We start from the raw sequence: 17,976 nt of genomic DNA on the forward strand, positions 1-17,976 counted from the left end.
CCCGGCTGGACGCGGGGGGAGGGTCCCGGCACCCTGTTCCGCATGGCAGGGGTCAAGGGGCAGGTCCAGAAGCGGGGCGTGGAGCGGCGCCGCGCGATGGTCGACGCGGCGATCGCGCTGTTCGCGCGAAACGGCGTACGCGGTACGGGCGTCGCCGCCGTCGCCGAGCGCGCCGGCGTCACCCCGTCCGCCCTGATCCACCACTTCGGCAGCAAGGACGGCCTGCTGCGCGCCGTTCTGGAGGAGGCGGACCGGCGGGCCCTGGAACGGCTGTCGGCGGCGCCCGAGGCGCGGCCCACCGTCCGGCAGGCGTTCGACTGGTTCGTACGGGACGCGGAGCACACCGCTGCCGCGGAGCGCGAGCTGGCCGCGCTGCACACCACCCTGACCGCGGAGAACCTGGAGCCGGGGTCGGGGCTGCACACCTGGTTCCGGGACCGCAACCGGGTGTTGCGGGCGAGGTTGGCGGAGGTGTTCCGGCGGGCCGCCGCGGACGGTTCGGCGCGCGCGGACCTGCCGGTCGAGACGCTCGCGGCGGAGGCGGCGGCGTTCCTGGAGGGCGTCCACCTGCTGTGGCTGCTGGACCCCGAGGAGGTGGACCTCGCCGCCGTGAGCCGGGGGTACTTCGACGCGCTCGCGGACCGGATCGCACCGCCCGCGCCCGGACACGGAACAGTATGCTCGGCCGGGTGACGGGGACCAGCGCGCGCGATGCCCAACTGAACCGGCTGTGGGCCGCCGTGTGCGCCTTCGCCGGGATCTTCCTCCTCGTATGGGCGTTGTCCTGGGTCAGGGCACACGTGCTCAACGAGGACCTGCAGAATCACTGCGGAGATCTGCACACGGCCAGTTTCCCTTTCGAGAAGTCCTGCACGTACGAAGACGGCACGGTCGAGGGCGCGAACGGCCTGTTCCTCAAGGGGATCTTCTTCGGCTCGACGGCTGCGGTCGCGGCCTGCCTGGCGGCCGCGTTCACCCTCGAGGCCGGTCGCAGGAAGTAGCGCCCGGGCGCCCGACGTCCAGCGTTTTCCCTGCTCGGCCCGGCGCGGGGCGCCGCCTTCGTCGGGCAGTGGCCGGGAGGCGCCTGCCTCGCGGGGCCGCCACCGCGTCCCGGTCCCCCGCCGCCGGGTGCGGCGCATCGTCCGAGTGCTGTGCGGCGCGACGCCAAAGGGCCCTGGGCGGAACGCCCAGGGCCCTTTGGGTGCGGGGACGGACCGCGTCCCCCGTGGGCACCGGCCGGAGCGGGACGGCGCCCGGGGTGCGCCCGGGACGGCGTCACGGAGGCCGTGGCCGTCCCGGGAGCCGGGGCCACGTGTCAGTCGGCGATGTCGTTGCTGTCCCAGATGCGGACGGGACTTGCGAAGGCCGTTCCGGTGCTGGTGAACCTCCACAGGCCGGTGCGGTACGTTCCGTCGGTCTGCTGGCCGTTGTTGTAGAGGACGGCGATGTCGGTCCTGCCGTCGGCGTTGAAGTCACCGGTGGTGGGCTTGGAGCGGTCCCAGTTCCAGGAGAGGGTGCCGGAGTTCCACTTCGCGACGGGGGTGTCGAAGCCGGTGCCGTTGCTGGTGAACGTCCACAGGGTGGTGCGGTAGGACTGGTCGGTCTGCTGGCCGTTGTTGTAGAGGACAGCGATGTCGACCTTGCCGTCACCGTTGAAGTCACCGGCCACGGGCTTCGAACGATCCCAGTTCCAAGAACCAGTACCAGAATTCCACCTCACCACAGGGGCATCAAAACCAGCGCCGTTACTGGCGAACGTCCACAGAGTGGTCTCGTTGGTGCCATCCGCGCGCTGACCGTTGTTGTAGAAGACAGCAATGTCGACCCTGCCGTCACCGTTGAAGTCACCGGCCACGGGCTTCGAACGATCCCAGTTCCAAGAACCAGTACCAGAATTCCACCTCACCACAGGGGCATCAAAACCAGCGCCATTGCTGGCGAACGTCCACAGAGTGGTCTCGTTGGCGCCATCCGCGCGCTGACCGTTGTTGTAGAAGACAGCAATGTCAGCCCTGCCGTCACCGTTGAAGTCACCGGCCACGGGCTTCGAACGATCCCAGTTCCAAGAACCAGTACCAGAATTCCACCTCACCACAGGGGCATCAAAACCAGCGCCATTGCTGGCGAACGTCCACAGGGTGGTGCGGTACGTTCCGTCAGCCTGTCGGCCGTTGTTGTAGAGGACGGCGATGTCGGTTCTGCCGTCGGCGTTGAAGTCACCGGCGACGGACTTCGACGCGTCCCAGTTCCACGACGCCGGGCTGCTGGAGAGGTTGTCCCATGCCCGGACCGGGTTGTAGGTGCCCGACGCGGTGCTGGTGAACTTCCACAGGGCGGTGTGGTTGGCGCCGCTCGCCGTCGGCGCGTACTTGTGCAGGACCGCGGTGTCGGTCCTGCCGTCGCCGTCGAAGTCGCCCGAGAGCTCCTGGGAGGCGTCGGCGTTCTCGCCCGCCTGGCCCCAGCGGGCCCCGGTCACCAGTGCCGTCCACGGGCCGAGGCCGTCGACCCTGGTGTCGATCGCGTTGGTGCGGGTTTCGGCCGGATCGGTGCCGAAGCATCCGCCCTGCCAGGAACGGCTGTTGATGCCGACCAGTTCGAGCCGGCCGTTTTGCTGGCGCAGCAGCGGGCCACCGGTGTCACCCTTGCATATGGCGTCGTCCGACGTCCTGCCGGTGATGTTGATGGTGGAATCCGTCACCCCATCGACGCCGAAGGTGGCGGTGTGGAGTTGGAGCGGGGCCCATTCGGTCCTGGTCCGGCCGTATCCCGCCGTGGTGACCGTGTCACCGGCGGCGGCGGGAGTGGTGGACACGGGTACGGGGGCGATACCGGTCGCGGGTGCCGCCAGACGGGCCAGCACCAGGTCACGGCCGGGGCGGGGAACGAGTTCGACGATGTCGCTGACGTACCCGGTGGTGGCGGTGAGGTCGGCGCGGCCGACGGTGGCGACGGTCTTCAGCGGCGGCTTGCCCGGGTTGAGCTCGGTGAGGCCGTTGCCGAAACAGGACGCGGCCGTCATGATCCACCGGGTGTCGACCAAGGCGCCGGAGCAGGCGCGCATGCTGTCGCCCTCGCCGATCACCAGCCTCGCGGTGAACGCGTAGGAGTTGTCGGTGACCACCGGGCCGGTGACCGCGTGACCAGAGGTGGTGGACAGGGCCAGAGGCGCCGCGACGGCCACCACGGCCAAGGCGGCGAGCCGTCTGGAGCGGACGGAACGGCGACGCAACATGTGAATGCCTTCTCCCGAACGTGTCAGAGGAAACGCTTGGACGGGAACCGATCATATAAATCAGGTGGTGGGCGGGCCCTTACCTGAGTCCCCGTCACCTCCTTCGCGGTCCTGCAAGAGGGCCGCCGGCCTCCGGGCCCGGCATGGCTGTCGCTCCTGTCGAAGGACACGGAGGCCCCCGCCCCCACTCGGGCGCGGCTCCGACACGGTGCCGGGCGCGTTCACCGACCGGACGGTGCTGCCGGAGGCGGCCCGCCGGGAGGACGGCGCGGACGGGGAGCCGTCCGCGGAACGGCTGGGGCAGGCGCGGGCCTCCTTCGGGCACGTCTGCACGTCGAACCCGAGTGTCCTCCCCCGTCCGCGTGCGCTTCTTCGAGGACCCCGGCGAGAAGGGCTCCGTGAAGTGCCTCGACCCCGGCCCGGGCGGCCCCGACCCGAGCCGGGTGCACCGCGGCTTCCTCCCACACGGAACCGGGACGACGCGGGCCCGTCGCCGAGCCGGTGCCGTTTCGGCGTGTCGCTGTTCGACGCCTCCGGCCGGCAGGGCGGCGAGTCCTTCGTACGGAAGGGCTGCGTCCGCCGCGCGGCCCTCGCCCAGCAGGGGCGCGCCGGCGGCGAGTCCTTCGTACGGATGGGCTGCGCCCCGGACCCGGCCCGCTTCGGCTGGGGCGACCGCGCCGCGCCGGTCGCCCACCGGGGCACGTGACGGCGCCGCGGGTACGGTACGCGCATGACGGACGACGACACGGCGGAGGACCGGTACGGGCCCGTCCCGCCGGCGGTGCGCACGGTGTACGGGCCGGACGACCTCGGTTCCGTACCCGCGTTCCGGGGCGGCTTCATCAACTTCGGCTGCTGGGACGGGATCCCCCTGGACGGTCCCCTCACGGCGGAGGACCGGGAGCGCAGCGAGCGACAGTTGTACCGGCGGGTGCTGGACGCGCTGGGCGGTGGCGGGCGGCGGGGACCGGACGGCGACGGGCGGGGCCGCGCGGTGGAGGTGGGGTGCGGCCTGGGCGTCGGTTGCGCGCTCGCGCTGCGGGAGTACCCGTACGAGTCGGTGACCGGCGTGGACGTCCACCCCGACCAGGTGGACCGCGCCCGCCGCGCCAACGCGGCCCTGCTCGCGGCGGTGCCGGAGCGGTTGCGCCTCGTGCGCGGCGCCGCCGAGCGGCTGCCGTGCGGGGCCGGCGAGTTCGACCACCTGTACTCGGTGGAGGCCGCCCAGCACTTCCGCGACGTGGGCGCCTTCGCGCGGGAGTGCGCCCGCGTGCTGCGTCCCGGCGGCCGTACGGCGGTGGCGTCGTTCTTCGTACCCGGTGACGAGGAACGGCCCGGCGCGGCACGCGCACTCGCCGAGCGCCTGGACAGCTTCGCGTCCGGACTGGACGTGGCGCGCCCGCTGGGGGCGCTGACCGGTGCGCTGGCGGCGGCGGGGCTGGTGGACGTGCGGGCGGAGTCGATCGGCGAGTCCGTCTGGCCGGGCCTCGACCGGTACCTGGAGGAGATCGGGCCGCCGGCGGCCTGGCCCCGCAACTTCCTCGGCGCGTACCGGGACGGGCTCCTCGACTACTACCTGGTCACGGCGGCACGCCCGGCCTGACCCCGCGGTGCGGCACCCCCGGTGGGAACGGCGGCGCACCGCCCGGGGCGGCGGACGCACGAGCGGCGCCTGGCATACGATCACATGATCATCCGCCGGCGTCTGCCCGTGGCACCGGACGCCCGACAGGAAGAAGCCCATGGGAAGAACCAGACGCACCGCACGGCCGGCCCGGGCCGTGGCCTCCTTCCTGGCGGCGGCGCTGACCGCGCTGTCCGCCACCGCCCTCGGGACCGGCCCCGCGCGAGCGGCCGAAGTCCGCCCGTCAGTGCCGCAGTTGACCGTCGTCTCGTGGAACATCTGCGGCGAGGCGGGCGGCACGCGCGGCCAGGACGGGTACTGCCCGTACCGCAACGAACCCGAGAAGAAGATCGAGCAGGTCGCGCAACTGGTCGACGAGCACCGGGCCGACGTGGTGATGCTGCAGGAGGTCTGCGGAGGCGCGGCCGGCAGCCACATGGACCTGCTCCAGCAGCGGTTGGGCCCCGCGTGGTCGCTCCGGCACGCCGTGGGCGCGCGGCCCGACGGGCGGACCGACTGCCGGGGCACGCTCACCGGCCAGTTGGGCGTGCTGCTGGCGGTCAGGGGCACGGTGACCGCGACCCACTCGGAGAACACGCTGCCGCCCCACCCCGACGGCACGGACCTGCAGACCCTGCCGGCCCTGTGCGTGTCGGTGGCGGGCTGGACCACGACGCCCTGCACCACCCACGTCATCCCCGACCAGGAGGAACGCGCCGGGCAGCAGATCCGGAACGTCAAGGCGTTCGTCGACCGGCTCGCGCCGCACGACGCCGTGCTGGGCGGCGACTTCAACCGCAACGCCGGTGCGGCCGTCATGCAGCCGCTGACCGGTACGGCGGAGCGGTGCATCGACGCCTCCACGTACCACCGCTGGGACCGCGAGACCCAGCAGCACGCGTTCCACAAGCTGGACCACTTCTTCACGACCCGGCCGTCGTACGGCACCCGCTTCGCGTCGTGCGCCGTCGACACCGGCCGGATGGACCAGACGATCAACGAGCCGGACAGCGGGGAGCCGAACGGCTACTCCGACCACGCCCCGATCATCGGCACGCTCCGCGGCGCGCCGGTCCCCGGCGACATGACCGGTGACGGCAGGCCGGACCTGGTCGCCGTCGACGTCGAGGGCCGGCTGCGGCTGTACGCCGGCAACGGGACCGGCGGCCTCACGAGCGGCCACACCGAGATCGGCGCCCGCGGCTGGCTGACCGCCTCGGTCACGCACCGGGGCGACTTCACCGGCGACGGCTACGAGGACGTCGTCGCCCGCGTGGGCACCGAGCTGCGCGTGTACCCCAACCGCGGTGACGGCACCATCGCCACGCCGACCGTGGTCGGCACGGGGCTGCCCGCGGACGCGCGGTTCGTCGCGGTCGGGGACTCGACGGGCGACGGGCATCCGGACCTGGTGGCCGTGTACGGGGACAAGCTGTGGCTCTACGCGGGCGACCCGGCGGCCAGGCCGGGCCTGCGGACGCCGGTCGAGATCGGCAGCCGCGGCTGGAACGCCATGACCGTGACCGCCCCGGGCGACGCCGACCGCGACGGACGGCCCGACCTGCTGGTCCGCGACACCGGCACGGGCGACCTCTGGCTCTACCGTGGTCAGGCGGCCGGCGGCTTCGGCGCCCGCACCGCGTACGGCCACCACTACGGCACCACCAACCGCCCGCTGCTGGCCGGCGCGGCCGACGCGAACGCCGACGGCACCGCCGACCTGTGGGCCACCACCGACGAGGGCTCGGGAACCCTGCTGTTCTACGCGGGCGCCACGAACTCCTCCGGCAACCCGTCGGACGGCCCCCGCACCACGGTGGGCACCGGCGGCTGGAACTCCATCGTCCTCATCGGCTGACGATCGAAGCCCCAGCGCTCCGATGGCGTACCGCCACCCGGCCGTCCACTCACCGCGTCCCTGCGCACGGCCGGCCGTCGGCCCGTAGCCGCTGCCGCCGGCACACGGTGGCGCGTACGGGCGGAGTGGCGGTACGTCGGCGCGCGGCCACCGGGCTGGACGCCCCGGTGGACGCTCCAGCGGGATCCGTCCCGCTGTCCGCGTGACAGCGGAACCGTCAGCGGCCCGCGGCGCCTTCCCGGAGCTCGCTCCTGCGGGTCCGATGCACAAGGGGACCCGCGTGCCCGTGGGATCCCGATCCTGTCCCACCCGGCCCGCTGCCCGGGGCCGTCGTGGACCACCCTCACTCGGGAACTGGTTCGGCCTCGGCATACGGACTGATCATGGTGTCGAAGTAGCCGTCCGGGGCCTCCTCCAGGAAGGTCGGCAGGTTTTCCAGGAAGGCGCGCAGCGGGGGCGTCGCGTTGTGCCGGTCCAGGTCTTCCTGGGAACGCCAGATCTCGTACAGGAAGAAGCGGCCGTCCTCGTGTTCGTGGAGGTGGTACTGCAGGTTGCCGGGCTCTTTCCGGGTGGGGGCCACGAAGGAGGAGAGGATGCGCCGCACCTCGTCCCTGCGCTCCGGCCTGGGGCGGAGGAATCCGTAGAGGGCTATGGGACGGTCTGTGTTCGTCATGCCTGCCACGCTAAGATCTCACACCGATGTGAGGTTCAAGGGGTTGTGAGGAGCGCCACATGAAGATCGGCGAGCTCGCCGCCGCGACGGGCACTTCCGTCCGGCTGCTGCGCTACTACGAGGAGCAGGGCCTCCTGGAGTCGTACCGCCTCGACAGCGGCCACCGCCGCTACGACGACAGCGCCCCCGACGTGGTCCGCCGCATTCGCTCGCTCCTGGACGCCGGTCTGCCGACCCGAGTCATCCGGGACCTGCTGCCGTGCGTTCGCCAGGACGGCACGGTCGCCGGATGCAAGCTGGAGACCCTCCAAGAACACCTCCAGGGCCTGAACGACCGGATCTCCGCACTGTCGGAAGCCCGCACTTCCCTGACCGAGCTCATCTCCGCCACCCGCGCCCACGAGCTGGCCCTCTCGTAGGGCCGTCAACGCTACGGCGCGCCCGCGACGGCGTCCGGCCTCTCGCTGCGGCACGCAGGCGGCGAGGGCCCGACGGCATGCGCCGGTCGGCGTGGACCGATGAGCACACGACACCGGGGCCCCAGCCTCCGACGCGTCGCGAAACCGGCCGGAGAAACAGAAAGACCCCAGGTGAACTGGGGTCTCTGCTGGTGTCCGAGGGGGGACTTGAACCCCCACGCCCGATAAAGGGCACTAGCACCTCAAGCTAGCGCGTCTGCCATTCCGCCACCCGGACAAGGTGTCTGTCGCTCCGGGGTGTTCCCCGCGGCGACATGGATAACTCTACCAGGGGTTCGACGTGCCCTTCACCCTCATATCCCGTGGTCAGGCGGGGTGCCTGGGGCGCTGCGGAGGCGTTACGCAGCGTGAAGGGTGGTCTTACGGGGTGCGGACCACCTGGCCCGCGTACGACAGGTTGCCGCCGAAGCCGAAGAGGAGGGCCGGGGAGCCGGAGGGGATGTCGCCGCGGGCCACGAGCTTCGACAGGGCCATCGGGATGGACGCGGCCGACGTGTTGCCGGATTCCGTGACGTCGCGGGCGACGACCGCGTTGACCGCGCCGATGCGCTGGGCGACGGGTTCGATGATGCGGAGGTTCGCCTGGTGGAGGACGACCGCCGCCAGGTCCTGCGGGGTGACGCCGGCGCGCTCGCAGACGCGGCGGGCGATGGGCGGGAGCTGGGTGGTGGCCCAGCGGTAGACGGTCTGGCCCTCCTGGGCGAAGCGGGGCGGGGTGCCCTCGATGCGGACCGCGTGGCCCATCTCGGGGACGGAGCCCCACACGACCGGGCTGATGCCGGGGACGCCGTCCGGGGCGGCCTCCACGACCGCCGCGCCGGCGCCGTCACCGACCAGGACGCAGGTCGTGCGGTCCGTCCAGTCGGTGACCTCGGTCATCTTGTCCGCGCCGATGACCAGGGCGCGCCGCGCCGAGCCCGCCCGTACGGCGTGGTCGGCGGTGGCCAGGGCGTGGGTGAAGCCGGCGCACACGACGTTCAGGTCCATCGTGGCCGGGGAGGCCATGCCGAGGCGGGCGGCGACGCGGGCGGCGGTGTTCGGGGAGCGGTCGATCGCGGTGGACGTGGCGACGAGGACCAGGTCGATGTCCGCGGGCGCCAGGCCGGCGGAGGCGAGGGCCTTCGCGGCGGCGTGGGCGGCCATCTCGTCGACCGGCTCGTCCGGTCCGGCGACGTGGCGGGTGCGGATGCCGACGCGGCTGCGGATCCACTCGTCGTCGGTGTCGACCAGCGCGGCCAGGTCGTCGTTGGTGAGCACCTTGGCGGGCTGGTGATGCCCGAGCGCGGCGATACGAGTGCCCGTCATGCCCGGGACCCCCTCGGCTGGATGGTTGGTGATGACCAGGAGCCCCCAGTCTGGTCAGCGACCCACCGGTAACCCGTCGCGTGATCCCACAGCATTCGCGCCCGCCACTTGGAGGGTCCGCCACATCGCCGCCGGCCGGCCCACCGGGCGCGCCGTGGACGACAATGGTCTTCGGAAGCGGTACGGCCACCACGGCGAGGGGACGGGAGACATGGGACGGGTCACGGAGCGGCGGCGCGTCATCCGGGTCCGGGACGGGGCCGTGTCCGCCCGGCCCGACACGCTCGTCGCCGAGGAGCCGCTGGAGATACGGCTGAACGGCAAGGCCCTCGCCGTCACCATGCGCACGCCCGGCGACGACTTCGCGCTCGCCGCCGGGTTCCTCGTCAGCGAGGGCGTCCTCGGCGCGGCGGAGGAGGTGCGGAACATCGCGTACTGCGCGGGCGCCCGCGACGACGGCGGCAACACGTACAACGTCGTCGACGTGCGGCTCGCGCCGGGCGTGCCCCTGCCCGACATCACTCTGGAGCGGAACGTCTACACGACCTCCTCGTGCGGACTGTGCGGCAAGGCGAGCCTGGACGCGGTGCGCACCACCACCCGGTTCGCGCCGGCCGACGGCCCGCCGGTGCGGGTCGGGGTGGACGTGCTGGCCGCCCTGCCCGACCGGTTGCGCGCCGCGCAGCAGGTGTTCGAGCGGACCGGCGGGCTGCACGCGGCGGCGCTGTTCTCCGCGTCGGGCGAGCTGCTCGACGTACGGGAGGACGTGGGGCGGCACAACGCCGTCGACAAGGTGGTCGGGCGGGCCCTGCGGGAAGGGCGGCTGCCGCTGGGCGGGACGGTGCTGATGGTGTCGGGGCGGGCGTCGTTCGAGCTGGCGCAGAAGGCCGTGATGGCGGGGGTGCCGGTGCTGGCGGCGGTCTCCGCGCCGTCGTCGCTGGCCGTGGACCTGGCCGCCGAGACCGGACTGACGCTGGTCGGGTTCCTGCGGGGCGGGTCGATGAACGTGTACGCCGGGGAGCACCGGCTCCTCGGCGCGGACGGCGCCCCGCTGCGGGAGGGATGAGGGGGGCCACCGCCGCCCGGCCCGCGGGCTTCCGCCGCCCGGCCCGCGGGCTCCCGCCGCCCGGCCCGCGGGCTCCCGCCGCCCGGCCCGCGGGCTCCCGCCTCCGTGTCAGCGGGCCCGGCCGCGGGCCTGCGACGGCGGTTCGATCATCTGCAGCGTGAGCGTCGCCGGGGGTTCCGCCAGGCCCGGGCCGCCCGCCTCGACCCAGGCGAGGATGTCGTCCAGGCAGTCGTCGTCCAGTGCCCAGCCGATCCACGCGGCGCGGGCGCCGCGGCGCCGGGCCTCGGTGGAGGGCTGGACGACCACGACGTTGGCCTGGCCGCACGGGCCCAGGCAGTCGCTCGTACGGACGGCCAGCCTCCCGCCGGACGCCGCCGCGGCCTGCCGCAGCCGCTCCAACTGGCCCGCGTGATCGGTACCGGGGTTCTTGCGCGCGTCGCCGCAGCAGCAGCCCCGGCAGACGACGAGCGAACAGGGCCGGGCCGCCCCGGGGCGTATCCACCCGCGCGTCATCGCGCACCGCCCGGGCGGGAGAGGGGGCGGGCCGGTCGGGGGCCGTGCGCGGCGGCCGGGGCGGGGATCGCGGGTGCGGGCATGGCCCTCACCGTAGCCGCCGTGATCTTGGCACGTCAGGGCGGGTTCGCGCCGGTCCGCAGCGGGGTGGCCACGATCCCGGTGGGGCGGGGGAACGGGCCCGCGTGGCCGGCCGCGGTACGTCGCCGCGCGTGAGGCGGGCCGTGCACGAGGGGGCGTGAAGGTGATCGGTGACCGGGTGGCGGGGACACCGGGCACGGGGACCGGCGGGTCCGGTGCCGCCGTGGTACGGAGGTGCGCTCACGGTGGGGCGGGGGTGGATCGAGGGTGTCCTCTCGGTGGGGCGGGGACGCGGGAGGCCCGTGGTGCCGGTGGTGCGGGGCGTAGGAGAGTTCGTGGTGCCGGTGGTGTGGGGCGTGAGGGGCCCGTGGTGCGGGCGGGGGGCTCGTGGTGGCGGTGGCTCCGGGCCTGCGGGGCGCTCCGGCCTCCTGCCCCGCCCGGCGGACGGCCGGGGCGTCCCGCCACCGGCGCTTCCCGGCCATCCTCCCCTGTGACCGGCGCGTACAGATTCGGTGGAGATTCCCGCTCCCGTTCCTGACTCTCCGGTCAGTAGTGGGCGGTCCCCCGACCCCGTGACCACGCGCTCACCGGTCTGACCAGTGACAATGACATTTGTCCGGACTTTATGAAGACCCTCCCGCGCCAACTCTCCGTCCGGTACCGTCACTCTCCGCTGTGCTGAGCGCCACAAGGAGCAGGCCATTGCGCGAGTTGACGGTCCCGCCGCTGGCGGCGGCTCCGCTGGTCGGCGGGCTGGCCGACGTCGTGTTCGACCACGCCGCGAGCGATCCCGACCGGGTCGCCCTGGGCCGGAAGGACGCGTCCGGGGCGTGGGGTGACGTCACGTCGCGGCGGTTCCGGGACGAGGTGCTGGCCCTCGCGAAGGGGCTGCTCGCGCAGGGCGTGCGGTTCGGCGACCGGGTCGCGGTCATGTCCCGTACCCGTTACGAGTGGACGCTGTTCGACTTCGCGTTGTGGACCGTGGGCGCGCAGCCCGTGCCGGTGTACCCGACGTCCTCCGCCGACCAGGTGCACTGGATGCTGCACGACGCGGGTGTCAGCGCGTGCGTCGTCGAGCACGAGGACCACGCGATGACGGTCGGTTCGGTCGTGGACCGCCTCCCGCACCTGAAGCGGCTGTGGCAGCTCGACACCGGGGCGGTCGACGAACTCGTCCGGGCGGGGGCGCGGATCGACGACGAGGTGGTGCACCGGCACCGGCGCGCGGTCACCCCGGAGTCCGTCGCCACCGTCATCTACACGTCCGGGACGACCGGGCGCCCCAAGGGGTGCGTGCTGACGCACGGGAACTTCATGTTCGAGACGGACACGCTCCTACGGCGCTGGGAGCCGGTGTTCCGCTCCCGCCCCGGCGAGGAGGCGTCGACGCTGTTGTTCCTGCCGCTCGCCCACGTCTTCGGCCGCATGGTGGAGATCGCGGCGGTGCGGGGCCGGGTGAAGCTGGGCCACCAGCCGCTGCTGTCGGCGGGCGCGCTGCTGCCCGACCTGGCGGCGTTCCGGCCGACGTTCGTGCTCGCGGTGCCGTACGTCTTCGAGAAGGTCTTCGACGCGGCGCGGCGGCGCGCGGAGGCCGAGGGGAGGAGCGGTGTCTTCGACCGGGCGGTCGAGGTGGCCGTGCGCTACGCGGAGGCGCAGGAGGACCGGGACTTCGGCCTGGGCCCGGGCCCTTCGGCGGCGCTGCGGGTGCGGCACCAGTTCTTCGAGAAGGCCGTGTACGGGAAGGTGCGCGAGGCGTTCGGCGGGCGCGTCCGGCACGCCATGTCGGGCGGCTCGGCGATGGACCGGCGGATGGGCCTGTTCTTCGCGGGCGCGGGCGTGACCGTGTACGAGGGGTACGGGCTGACGGAGACGTCGTCGGCGGCGACCGCCAACCCGCCGGAGCGGACCAGGTACGGCACGGTCGGGCGGCCCGTTCCGGGCACGTCGGTGCGGATCGCGGAGGACGGGGAGGTGTGGTTGCGCGGCCCGCACGTCTTCTGCGGGTACCTCAACGACCCGGCCGCCGGCGAGGCGGTGCTGCGCGACGGGTGGCTCGCCACCGGGGACCTGGGGGCGCTCGACGAGGACGGCTACCTGACCATCACCGGGCGGAAGAAGGAGATCCTGGTGACGACCAGCGGCAAGAGCGTCGCGCCGCTCGCCCTGGAGGACCGCGTGCGGTCCCATCCGCTGGTCGCGCAGTGCGTCGTGGTCGGCAACGACCGGCCGTACATCGCGGCGCTGGTCACCCTCGACCAGGAGGCGGTCGACCACTGGCTCGCGATGCAGGGCCGGGGGCCGCTGCGGTCGGCCGAACTCGTCCGCGACCCGGCGCTGGAGAAGGAGATCCGCCGCGCGGTCGTCGCCGCCAACACGCTCGTGTCGCACGCCGAGTCGATCCGCACCTTCCGCATCCTGGCGCACCCGTTCAGCGAGGAGCACGGCCTGCTGACCCCGTCGCTGAAGCTGAAGCGGCGCGCGATCGAGACGGTGTACGCGGCGGAGATCGAGGCGCTGTACCGCTGACGCCGGACGCGGCACGGCGGCCGGGCGCGGCACCCGGGCGCGGTCCCGCCGCGCCGCGCCCGCCCGGTCACGGCCGGTCGGGCACCCCACCGGGCGGCGGACGCACCGCGGGCGGACGGCCCGGCGGTCGGCACGGTCCGTACGGCTCCGGGCGGGACACCGGAGACGGGGACGGAGACGGGGACGGGGACGGCGGCGAGAAAGGGGCCGTACGCGACGGTCGGCCCGTGTGTGGTGGCGGCCCGCCGCCCGTGGGCGGCCGGGGCGGACGGCAGGCCCGCCTCGTCCGTCCCGTACGGCTCCCGGGCGCCGATGCCGCCGTGCACGGCCTCCGGCCCGATCCCTCTCCAGCAGGGCGGCAGCAGGTCGGCGGGGGTCGCGGGCCCGTCCGTCACGCGGCTCGTCCCGCCGGACGGGCCCGGGCGGACGGCGGCGGGGGCCGCCCGGGCGGGCGTCCGTCAGGAGGCGCGGCGGGCGGTGTGCACCGTGCGGGCCGTGAGGAGGTACACGTCGGGGCGCCGGTGGAGGCCCGCGGGGTCCTCCGGGTCGAGGAGCCGGTCCAGGGCGGCCCGGTCCTCGTCGGAGAGCCGGTCGTCGAGGCCGGTGCGGGTGCGGGTGAACACCGTGACGATGTGCTCGCGCACGGCGGCCGGCACGGGCGCGGGGATGTCCAGCAGGAAGGTGCGCGTCCCGGTCGGGACGAGCCCGGCGGCGGCGAGCAGCGCCGACCAGTCCTCCGTCTCCTCGCGGCTGCCGGGCAGCGCGGCCCGCATCTCGCTGAACCAGTCGGCGGACACGGCCTCGATGCGGGCCTCCAGGCCGGGGCGGCCGACGCCGATGTCGCGGGGCAGGTGCCGCGGCGGCAGTCCGCCCTCCACCAGGGCGATCACCCCGCCCGGGCGCAGGCGGCGGGCGAGGCCCTCCAGGGCGCCCCGCTGGTCACCGATGTGGTGGACGGACTCCCCCGCCCAGATGAGGTCCGCCTCGCCCAACTCGTCCATGTCGGCGGGCAGTTCGGCCAGTCGCGTGGTGACCCGGCCGCCCAGTCCGGCGGTGCGCTCCCGGGCGCGCTCCAGCAGTTCGGGCGTCGCGTCGACGGCGACGACCTCCGCGTACGGGAACGCCTCGGCGAGGAGGCCGGACAGCACGCCGGGGCCGCTGCCGACGTCGAGGATCCGCCGGGCGGCGCCCACCGGCAGCAGGTCGGTGAGCCAGGACGCGGCCTGCCGGTACAGCGGGGTGCGCAGCTCGGCGCCGCGCTCCAGCAGCGGCAGCATCGCGTTCCAGTCCATGTGCGTGTGGTCGTGAGTCATGGGGACAGCGTGCGCGTCGCCGGCGCCCGCCGCGAGAAACCGTGCCGGTCCGGCAACGTCGAGGCGTACGCGGAAGCGGCATCCCCGCGGGCCGCCGCCCCGGGCGGGCCCGCACGCGGCGCCGAGCGTGGTGCCGAGCGGGGTGCCGAGCGGGGAGGCGCCGTCGTGTCCCCGCCCGGCGCGCGGTCCGCCCCGCCCTCCGGCCGGTCGCCGCACGGGGCGGGCCCGCGACGCCGCGAGGGTCGCGTCCGCGCCGGGACCCGTGGCGCGGCGGCCCCCGCACGGCCGGTCGCGCCGCCGGGAAGTGGCGCGGCGGCCCCGTACGACGGTCACCCCGCCGGGTGGCGGCGCGGCGGCCCCGTACGACCGGCCGCCCCACCGGGAGCGGCACCCGGCCGTACGACCACCGGACGCACCGCCGGGAAGTGGCGCGGAGGCTCCCGTACGGCCGATCGCCCCACCGGGAACGGCACCCGGCCGCACGACCCATCGCCCACCGGGAACGGCACCCGGCCGTACGGGGTGTCAGGAGGCGCCGTGTGCCGAGGCGATCGCGTCGACCCGTGACGCCAGTTCGAAGTCCCGGTCCGTGACGGCGCCGCCCGCGTCGTGGGTGTTCACCGCCAGGGCGACCGTGTCATAGCCGAGGGTCAGGTCGGAGTGGTGGTTCAGCTCGTCCTGCACGCGGGCGACGTGGACGACCATCGCGGCCGCCGCGAAGTGCGTGGCGAGGCGGTACGTACGGGCGAGGCGGTCGCCGGCGAGGGACCAGCCGGGCAGTTCGCGCAGCCGGTCCTCGATCTCCTTCTGCGACAGCGGTTCGGTGGGCATGTCCCGTGCTCCTTCCGGTTCGTGCCGGTGACGGCGGCGACGTTCCCGACCTTACGGTCCCGGCACCCGCCGCCCGTGGTCAACACGACCGGCTGGGCTACCGTCTGCGGTATGACAACTGTCGCGACGGTCACGGGTGTGGGGGCTCTGCTGCGGGAGTGGAGGGAGCGGCGGCGGCTGAGCCAACTGGAACTGGCATTGCGCGCCGACTCGTCGGCCCGGCACATCTCGTTCGTCGAGACGGGCCGGTCGCGGCCGAGCGAGGAGATGGTCCTGCGCCTCGCCGAGCACCTGGACGTGCCCGTGCGGGAGCGCAACGCCCTGCTGCTGGCGGCCGGTTACGCGCCGAGGTACACCGAGTCGGCGCTGGACGGCCCGGAACTGGGCCCGCTGCGCGAGGGCATCGACCGGCTGCTGTCGGGGTACGACCCGTACCCGGCGGTCGTCGTGGACGGGTCGTACGCGGTGCTGGCGGCGAACCGGGGGGCGGGGCTGCTGCTGGACGGGCTGCCCGGGCACCTGCTGGAGCAGCCCAACGCGATGCGGATCACCCTGCACCCGGAGGGCCTGGCGCCGAGGATCCACAACCTGCGGGAGTGGCGCGGGCACCTGCTGGCCCAGATGGAGCGGCAGATCGCCCTCGAACGGTCCGAGCGGCTGCGGAGGCTGTACGAGGAGGTCGCCGCGTACCCGGTGGCCGCCGGCCCCGGTGACGCGGCGGCCGGTGACCGGGAGGATCCGGAGCCGTACCCGTACTTCGCGCTGCCGCTGCGGATCGAGGTGGCCGGGCGGGTGCTGTCGTTCGTGTCGTCGATCTCGACGTTCAACACGCCGATGGACGTGACGGTCGCCGAGTTGGCCATCGAGACGTTCCTCCCGGCCGACGCGGAGACCGCCGCGTTCCTCCGCTCCCTGCCGCTGCCCGGCTGACGGGTCAGCGGCCCGTGCCGCGGGCGCGCAGGGACGTCCACTGCAGTGCGGCGAACCCGGCGACGGTCACGGCCTGCGCCGGGATCCACACGGCTCCGGCGGTGCTGGGCTCCAGCCAGGCGACGAGCGCGACGACGCTGAGCACGGCCCACAGCGCGTTGGCGTCGACGACCGCCGTGACGGCCGCGGTGGACGGCCGCCGCCGGGAGGCGACCCCGGCGACGGCGGCGGCGTACACGACGAGGAAGGCGCCCAGGGCGAGCAGCAGCGTGGCGTCGACGCCGAACAGCCGCCCGAGCGGCCCCGGCGCGGCGACGTAGGCGAGGCCGTTCGCCCCGGTGACGACCGCGTCGAGGGCGAGGAAGCGGCGCAGCATGACCTGCGGCTCGGTGGTGCGGGAAAGGCCGGCGAGCAGGGCCTGGGACATGGCGGATCACCCTTCATCGAGGTTCGTACGGGGTCACGGGCGGTGCGGGGACCGGATGTCGGGCGGGGTGCTCCCCGGCGTCGGGGCCCCGGCCCGGTGTCCGGTGCGACCCACCCTGCCGGGCGGGACGCGCCCGGTCGATTACCCCGGGGGTAATGACGGCGGCACCTCGGGGCGGGGAGGGAGGGAGCGGTACCTAGGGGTGGGCGCGCGGTACTTCGGGGGTGGGGACGCGGTGCCTCGGGGGTGGGGACGCGGTGCCTCGGGGGTGGGGGCAGCGGGCCGCGGCCGGCGCGTTCAGGTGCGCCGCGGGATCGCCGGGGTCGGCGGGGTCGGTGGATCGCTCCTCCGCGCCGGGCCGCACGCGGCGCCGGGTCGGCGAGGGGCGCCTCGCGGCGGCGGTCGGCGTGCCGGGCGCGGCCGTTCGGGGTACGCCCCCCGGCCCTCGGTGCCGTCCGCCGACGCACGCGCGACATTGCGCCGCGTCCGGCCGGGGCGCATGCTGGACGCAGGGGGCAGGAGCGACCGGAAGCGAAGGTCAGGGGGCGTCGGGACCGCTTCTGGCTCCGCTGTCGTCGCGACCTCCGTCCTCGGCGGCGTCGCAGCCCGCGGAAATGGTGATAGCAGCGAAAACACCCCGCCGAAAGCGCCGCCCAGTACTCCCGTGCGGTTTCGCGCCCCACCCGGCAGGTTCGCCGGCGGACCGTCGCCGGTGGGGGCCGGGGCGGGCCGCGGCCCGGTGACGTCCGCGGTGGCGCGGCACGGGCCTCGCCCGGTGCCGCCGGTGCCCTGCCGCCGGGCGGCCGCGGGACCGCCCACGGCGGTCCCACCTCCCTTCAGTTGCTGAACAGGTGACACACCATGGGTACGGAAACCTTCTCGATCGAAATATGCGGTACCCCTCTGGACCTGCCGATGGAGGAGCGGAAGGAGTGGAGCATCCGCGACGTCCTCGGCCTGGCGCCGGAGAGGGGTGGTTACGAGCGGCGCTGTCCTGGCGCCAGTTGCACCATCCTCGTCCCCGAGGGCGCCATGATCACTGTTCCGTCCGACGACCCGCTGGACATCACGCTGGTCCCGCCGGAGGAGGCCGAGCGGCGCCGGGGAGCCGGCGGGGC

General features: G+C 74.2%; 17 protein-coding genes and 1 tRNA gene. 10 read left to right on the forward strand and 8 right to left on the reverse strand.

The features are described 5' to 3' along the window. Nucleotides 1-42 precede the first annotated feature (42 nt). Nucleotides 43-693 (forward strand): TetR/AcrR family transcriptional regulator, encoded by a 651-nt coding sequence (locus tag RND61_RS28845; RefSeq protein WP_315881083.1) that lies wholly within the window; start codon nucleotides 43-45, stop codon nucleotides 691-693. Further along, a complete protein-coding gene (locus RND61_RS28850; protein ID WP_315881084.1) occupies nucleotides 690-1,001 on the forward strand; it encodes a hypothetical protein in 312 nt (103 codons plus the stop codon). Before RND61_RS28845 ends, RND61_RS28850 begins: the two co-directional genes overlap by 4 nt. 314 nt (nucleotides 1,002-1,315) lie before the next feature. On the opposite strand, the gene RND61_RS28855 is transcribed toward RND61_RS28850, so the two are convergent. Beyond that, the gene (locus RND61_RS28855; protein WP_315881085.1) at nucleotides 1,316-3,232 is read right to left on the reverse strand and encodes a trypsin-like serine protease; all 1,917 of its coding nucleotides are present in this window, start codon (nucleotides 3,230-3,232) and stop codon (nucleotides 1,316-1,318) included. A 514-nt stretch (nucleotides 3,233-3,746) separates the two neighbouring features. On the opposite strand from RND61_RS28855, the gene RND61_RS28860 reads away from it, so the two are divergent. From RND61_RS28860 to RND61_RS28870, 3 genes are all read left to right on the forward strand, one after another. Then, complete coding sequence (locus RND61_RS28860) at nucleotides 3,747-3,938, forward strand: hypothetical protein (RefSeq protein ID WP_315881086.1); 192 nt, start codon at nucleotides 3,747-3,749, stop codon at nucleotides 3,936-3,938. Between the two features lie 24 nt (nucleotides 3,939-3,962). Then, a complete protein-coding gene (locus RND61_RS28865) occupies nucleotides 3,963-4,835 on the forward strand; it encodes a class I SAM-dependent methyltransferase (protein ID WP_315881087.1) in 873 nt (290 codons plus the stop codon). 139 nt (nucleotides 4,836-4,974) lie between these two features. Next, nucleotides 4,975-6,714 (forward strand): FG-GAP-like repeat-containing protein, encoded by a 1,740-nt coding sequence (locus RND61_RS28870; protein WP_315881088.1) that lies wholly within the window; start codon nucleotides 4,975-4,977, stop codon nucleotides 6,712-6,714. Nucleotides 6,715-7,057: 343 nt separating this feature from the next. Here RND61_RS28870 and RND61_RS28875 read toward each other — a convergent pair whose 3' ends face one another. After that, nucleotides 7,058-7,387, reverse strand: coding sequence for a putative quinol monooxygenase (locus tag RND61_RS28875; protein WP_315881089.1), 330 nt, complete (start codon nucleotides 7,385-7,387; stop codon nucleotides 7,058-7,060). A 59-nt stretch (nucleotides 7,388-7,446) separates the two neighbouring features. Here RND61_RS28875 and RND61_RS28880 point away from each other — a divergent pair, with 59 nt between their 5' ends. Further along, on the forward strand, nucleotides 7,447-7,806 hold the full coding sequence (locus RND61_RS28880) for a MerR family transcriptional regulator (protein ID WP_315881090.1): 360 nt from the start codon (nucleotides 7,447-7,449) through the stop codon (nucleotides 7,804-7,806). Between the two features lie 189 nt (nucleotides 7,807-7,995). On the opposite strand, the gene RND61_RS28885 is transcribed toward RND61_RS28880, so the two are convergent. Beyond that, nucleotides 7,996-8,083, reverse strand: a tRNA-Leu gene (locus RND61_RS28885). A gap of 143 nt (nucleotides 8,084-8,226) precedes the next feature. After that, complete coding sequence (locus RND61_RS28890; RefSeq protein ID WP_315881091.1) at nucleotides 8,227-9,171, reverse strand: beta-ketoacyl-ACP synthase III; 945 nt, start codon at nucleotides 9,169-9,171, stop codon at nucleotides 8,227-8,229. A gap of 211 nt (nucleotides 9,172-9,382) precedes the next feature. On the opposite strand from RND61_RS28890, the gene fdhD reads away from it, so the two are divergent. After that, on the forward strand, nucleotides 9,383-10,237 hold the full coding sequence (gene fdhD, locus RND61_RS28895) for a formate dehydrogenase accessory sulfurtransferase FdhD (RefSeq protein WP_315881092.1): 855 nt from the start codon (nucleotides 9,383-9,385) through the stop codon (nucleotides 10,235-10,237). 108 nt (nucleotides 10,238-10,345) lie between these two features. Here the strand turns inward: fdhD and RND61_RS28900 are convergent, their stop codons facing one another. After that, on the reverse strand, nucleotides 10,346-10,750 hold the full coding sequence (locus tag RND61_RS28900) for a (2Fe-2S) ferredoxin domain-containing protein (protein WP_315881093.1): 405 nt from the start codon (nucleotides 10,748-10,750) through the stop codon (nucleotides 10,346-10,348). A gap of 783 nt (nucleotides 10,751-11,533) precedes the next feature. On the opposite strand from RND61_RS28900, the gene RND61_RS28905 reads away from it, so the two are divergent. Next, nucleotides 11,534-13,357 carry an AMP-dependent synthetase/ligase gene (locus tag RND61_RS28905; RefSeq protein WP_315881094.1) on the forward strand — a complete coding sequence of 608 codons (1,824 nt, stop codon included), beginning with the start codon at nucleotides 11,534-11,536 and terminating at the stop codon, nucleotides 13,355-13,357. Nucleotides 13,358-13,815: 458 nt separating this feature from the next. Here the strand turns inward: RND61_RS28905 and RND61_RS28910 are convergent, their stop codons facing one another. Then, complete coding sequence (locus RND61_RS28910) at nucleotides 13,816-14,670, reverse strand: class I SAM-dependent methyltransferase (protein ID WP_315881095.1); 855 nt, start codon at nucleotides 14,668-14,670, stop codon at nucleotides 13,816-13,818. A 525-nt stretch (nucleotides 14,671-15,195) separates the two neighbouring features. After that, nucleotides 15,196-15,501 (reverse strand): 4a-hydroxytetrahydrobiopterin dehydratase, encoded by a 306-nt coding sequence (locus RND61_RS28915; RefSeq protein WP_315881096.1) that lies wholly within the window; start codon nucleotides 15,499-15,501, stop codon nucleotides 15,196-15,198. A 111-nt stretch (nucleotides 15,502-15,612) separates the two neighbouring features. Between RND61_RS28915 and RND61_RS28920 the strand changes: the two genes are divergently transcribed. After that, the gene (locus RND61_RS28920) at nucleotides 15,613-16,431 is read left to right on the forward strand and encodes a helix-turn-helix domain-containing protein (RefSeq protein ID WP_315881097.1); all 819 of its coding nucleotides are present in this window, start codon (nucleotides 15,613-15,615) and stop codon (nucleotides 16,429-16,431) included. A 4-nt stretch (nucleotides 16,432-16,435) separates the two neighbouring features. Here RND61_RS28920 and RND61_RS28925 read toward each other — a convergent pair whose 3' ends face one another. After that, nucleotides 16,436-16,858 carry a hypothetical protein gene (locus RND61_RS28925; RefSeq protein WP_315881098.1) on the reverse strand — a complete coding sequence of 141 codons (423 nt, stop codon included), beginning with the start codon at nucleotides 16,856-16,858 and terminating at the stop codon, nucleotides 16,436-16,438. An 861-nt stretch (nucleotides 16,859-17,719) separates the two neighbouring features. On the opposite strand from RND61_RS28925, the gene RND61_RS28930 reads away from it, so the two are divergent. Further along, nucleotides 17,720-17,976: hypothetical protein (locus RND61_RS28930; protein ID WP_315881099.1), on the forward strand; the 257-nt coding region annotated here is incomplete at its 3' end.

Source organism: Streptomyces tamarix (assembly GCF_032423885.1).
Lineage (GTDB): Bacteria > Actinomycetota > Actinomycetes > Streptomycetales > Streptomycetaceae > Streptomyces > Streptomyces tamarix.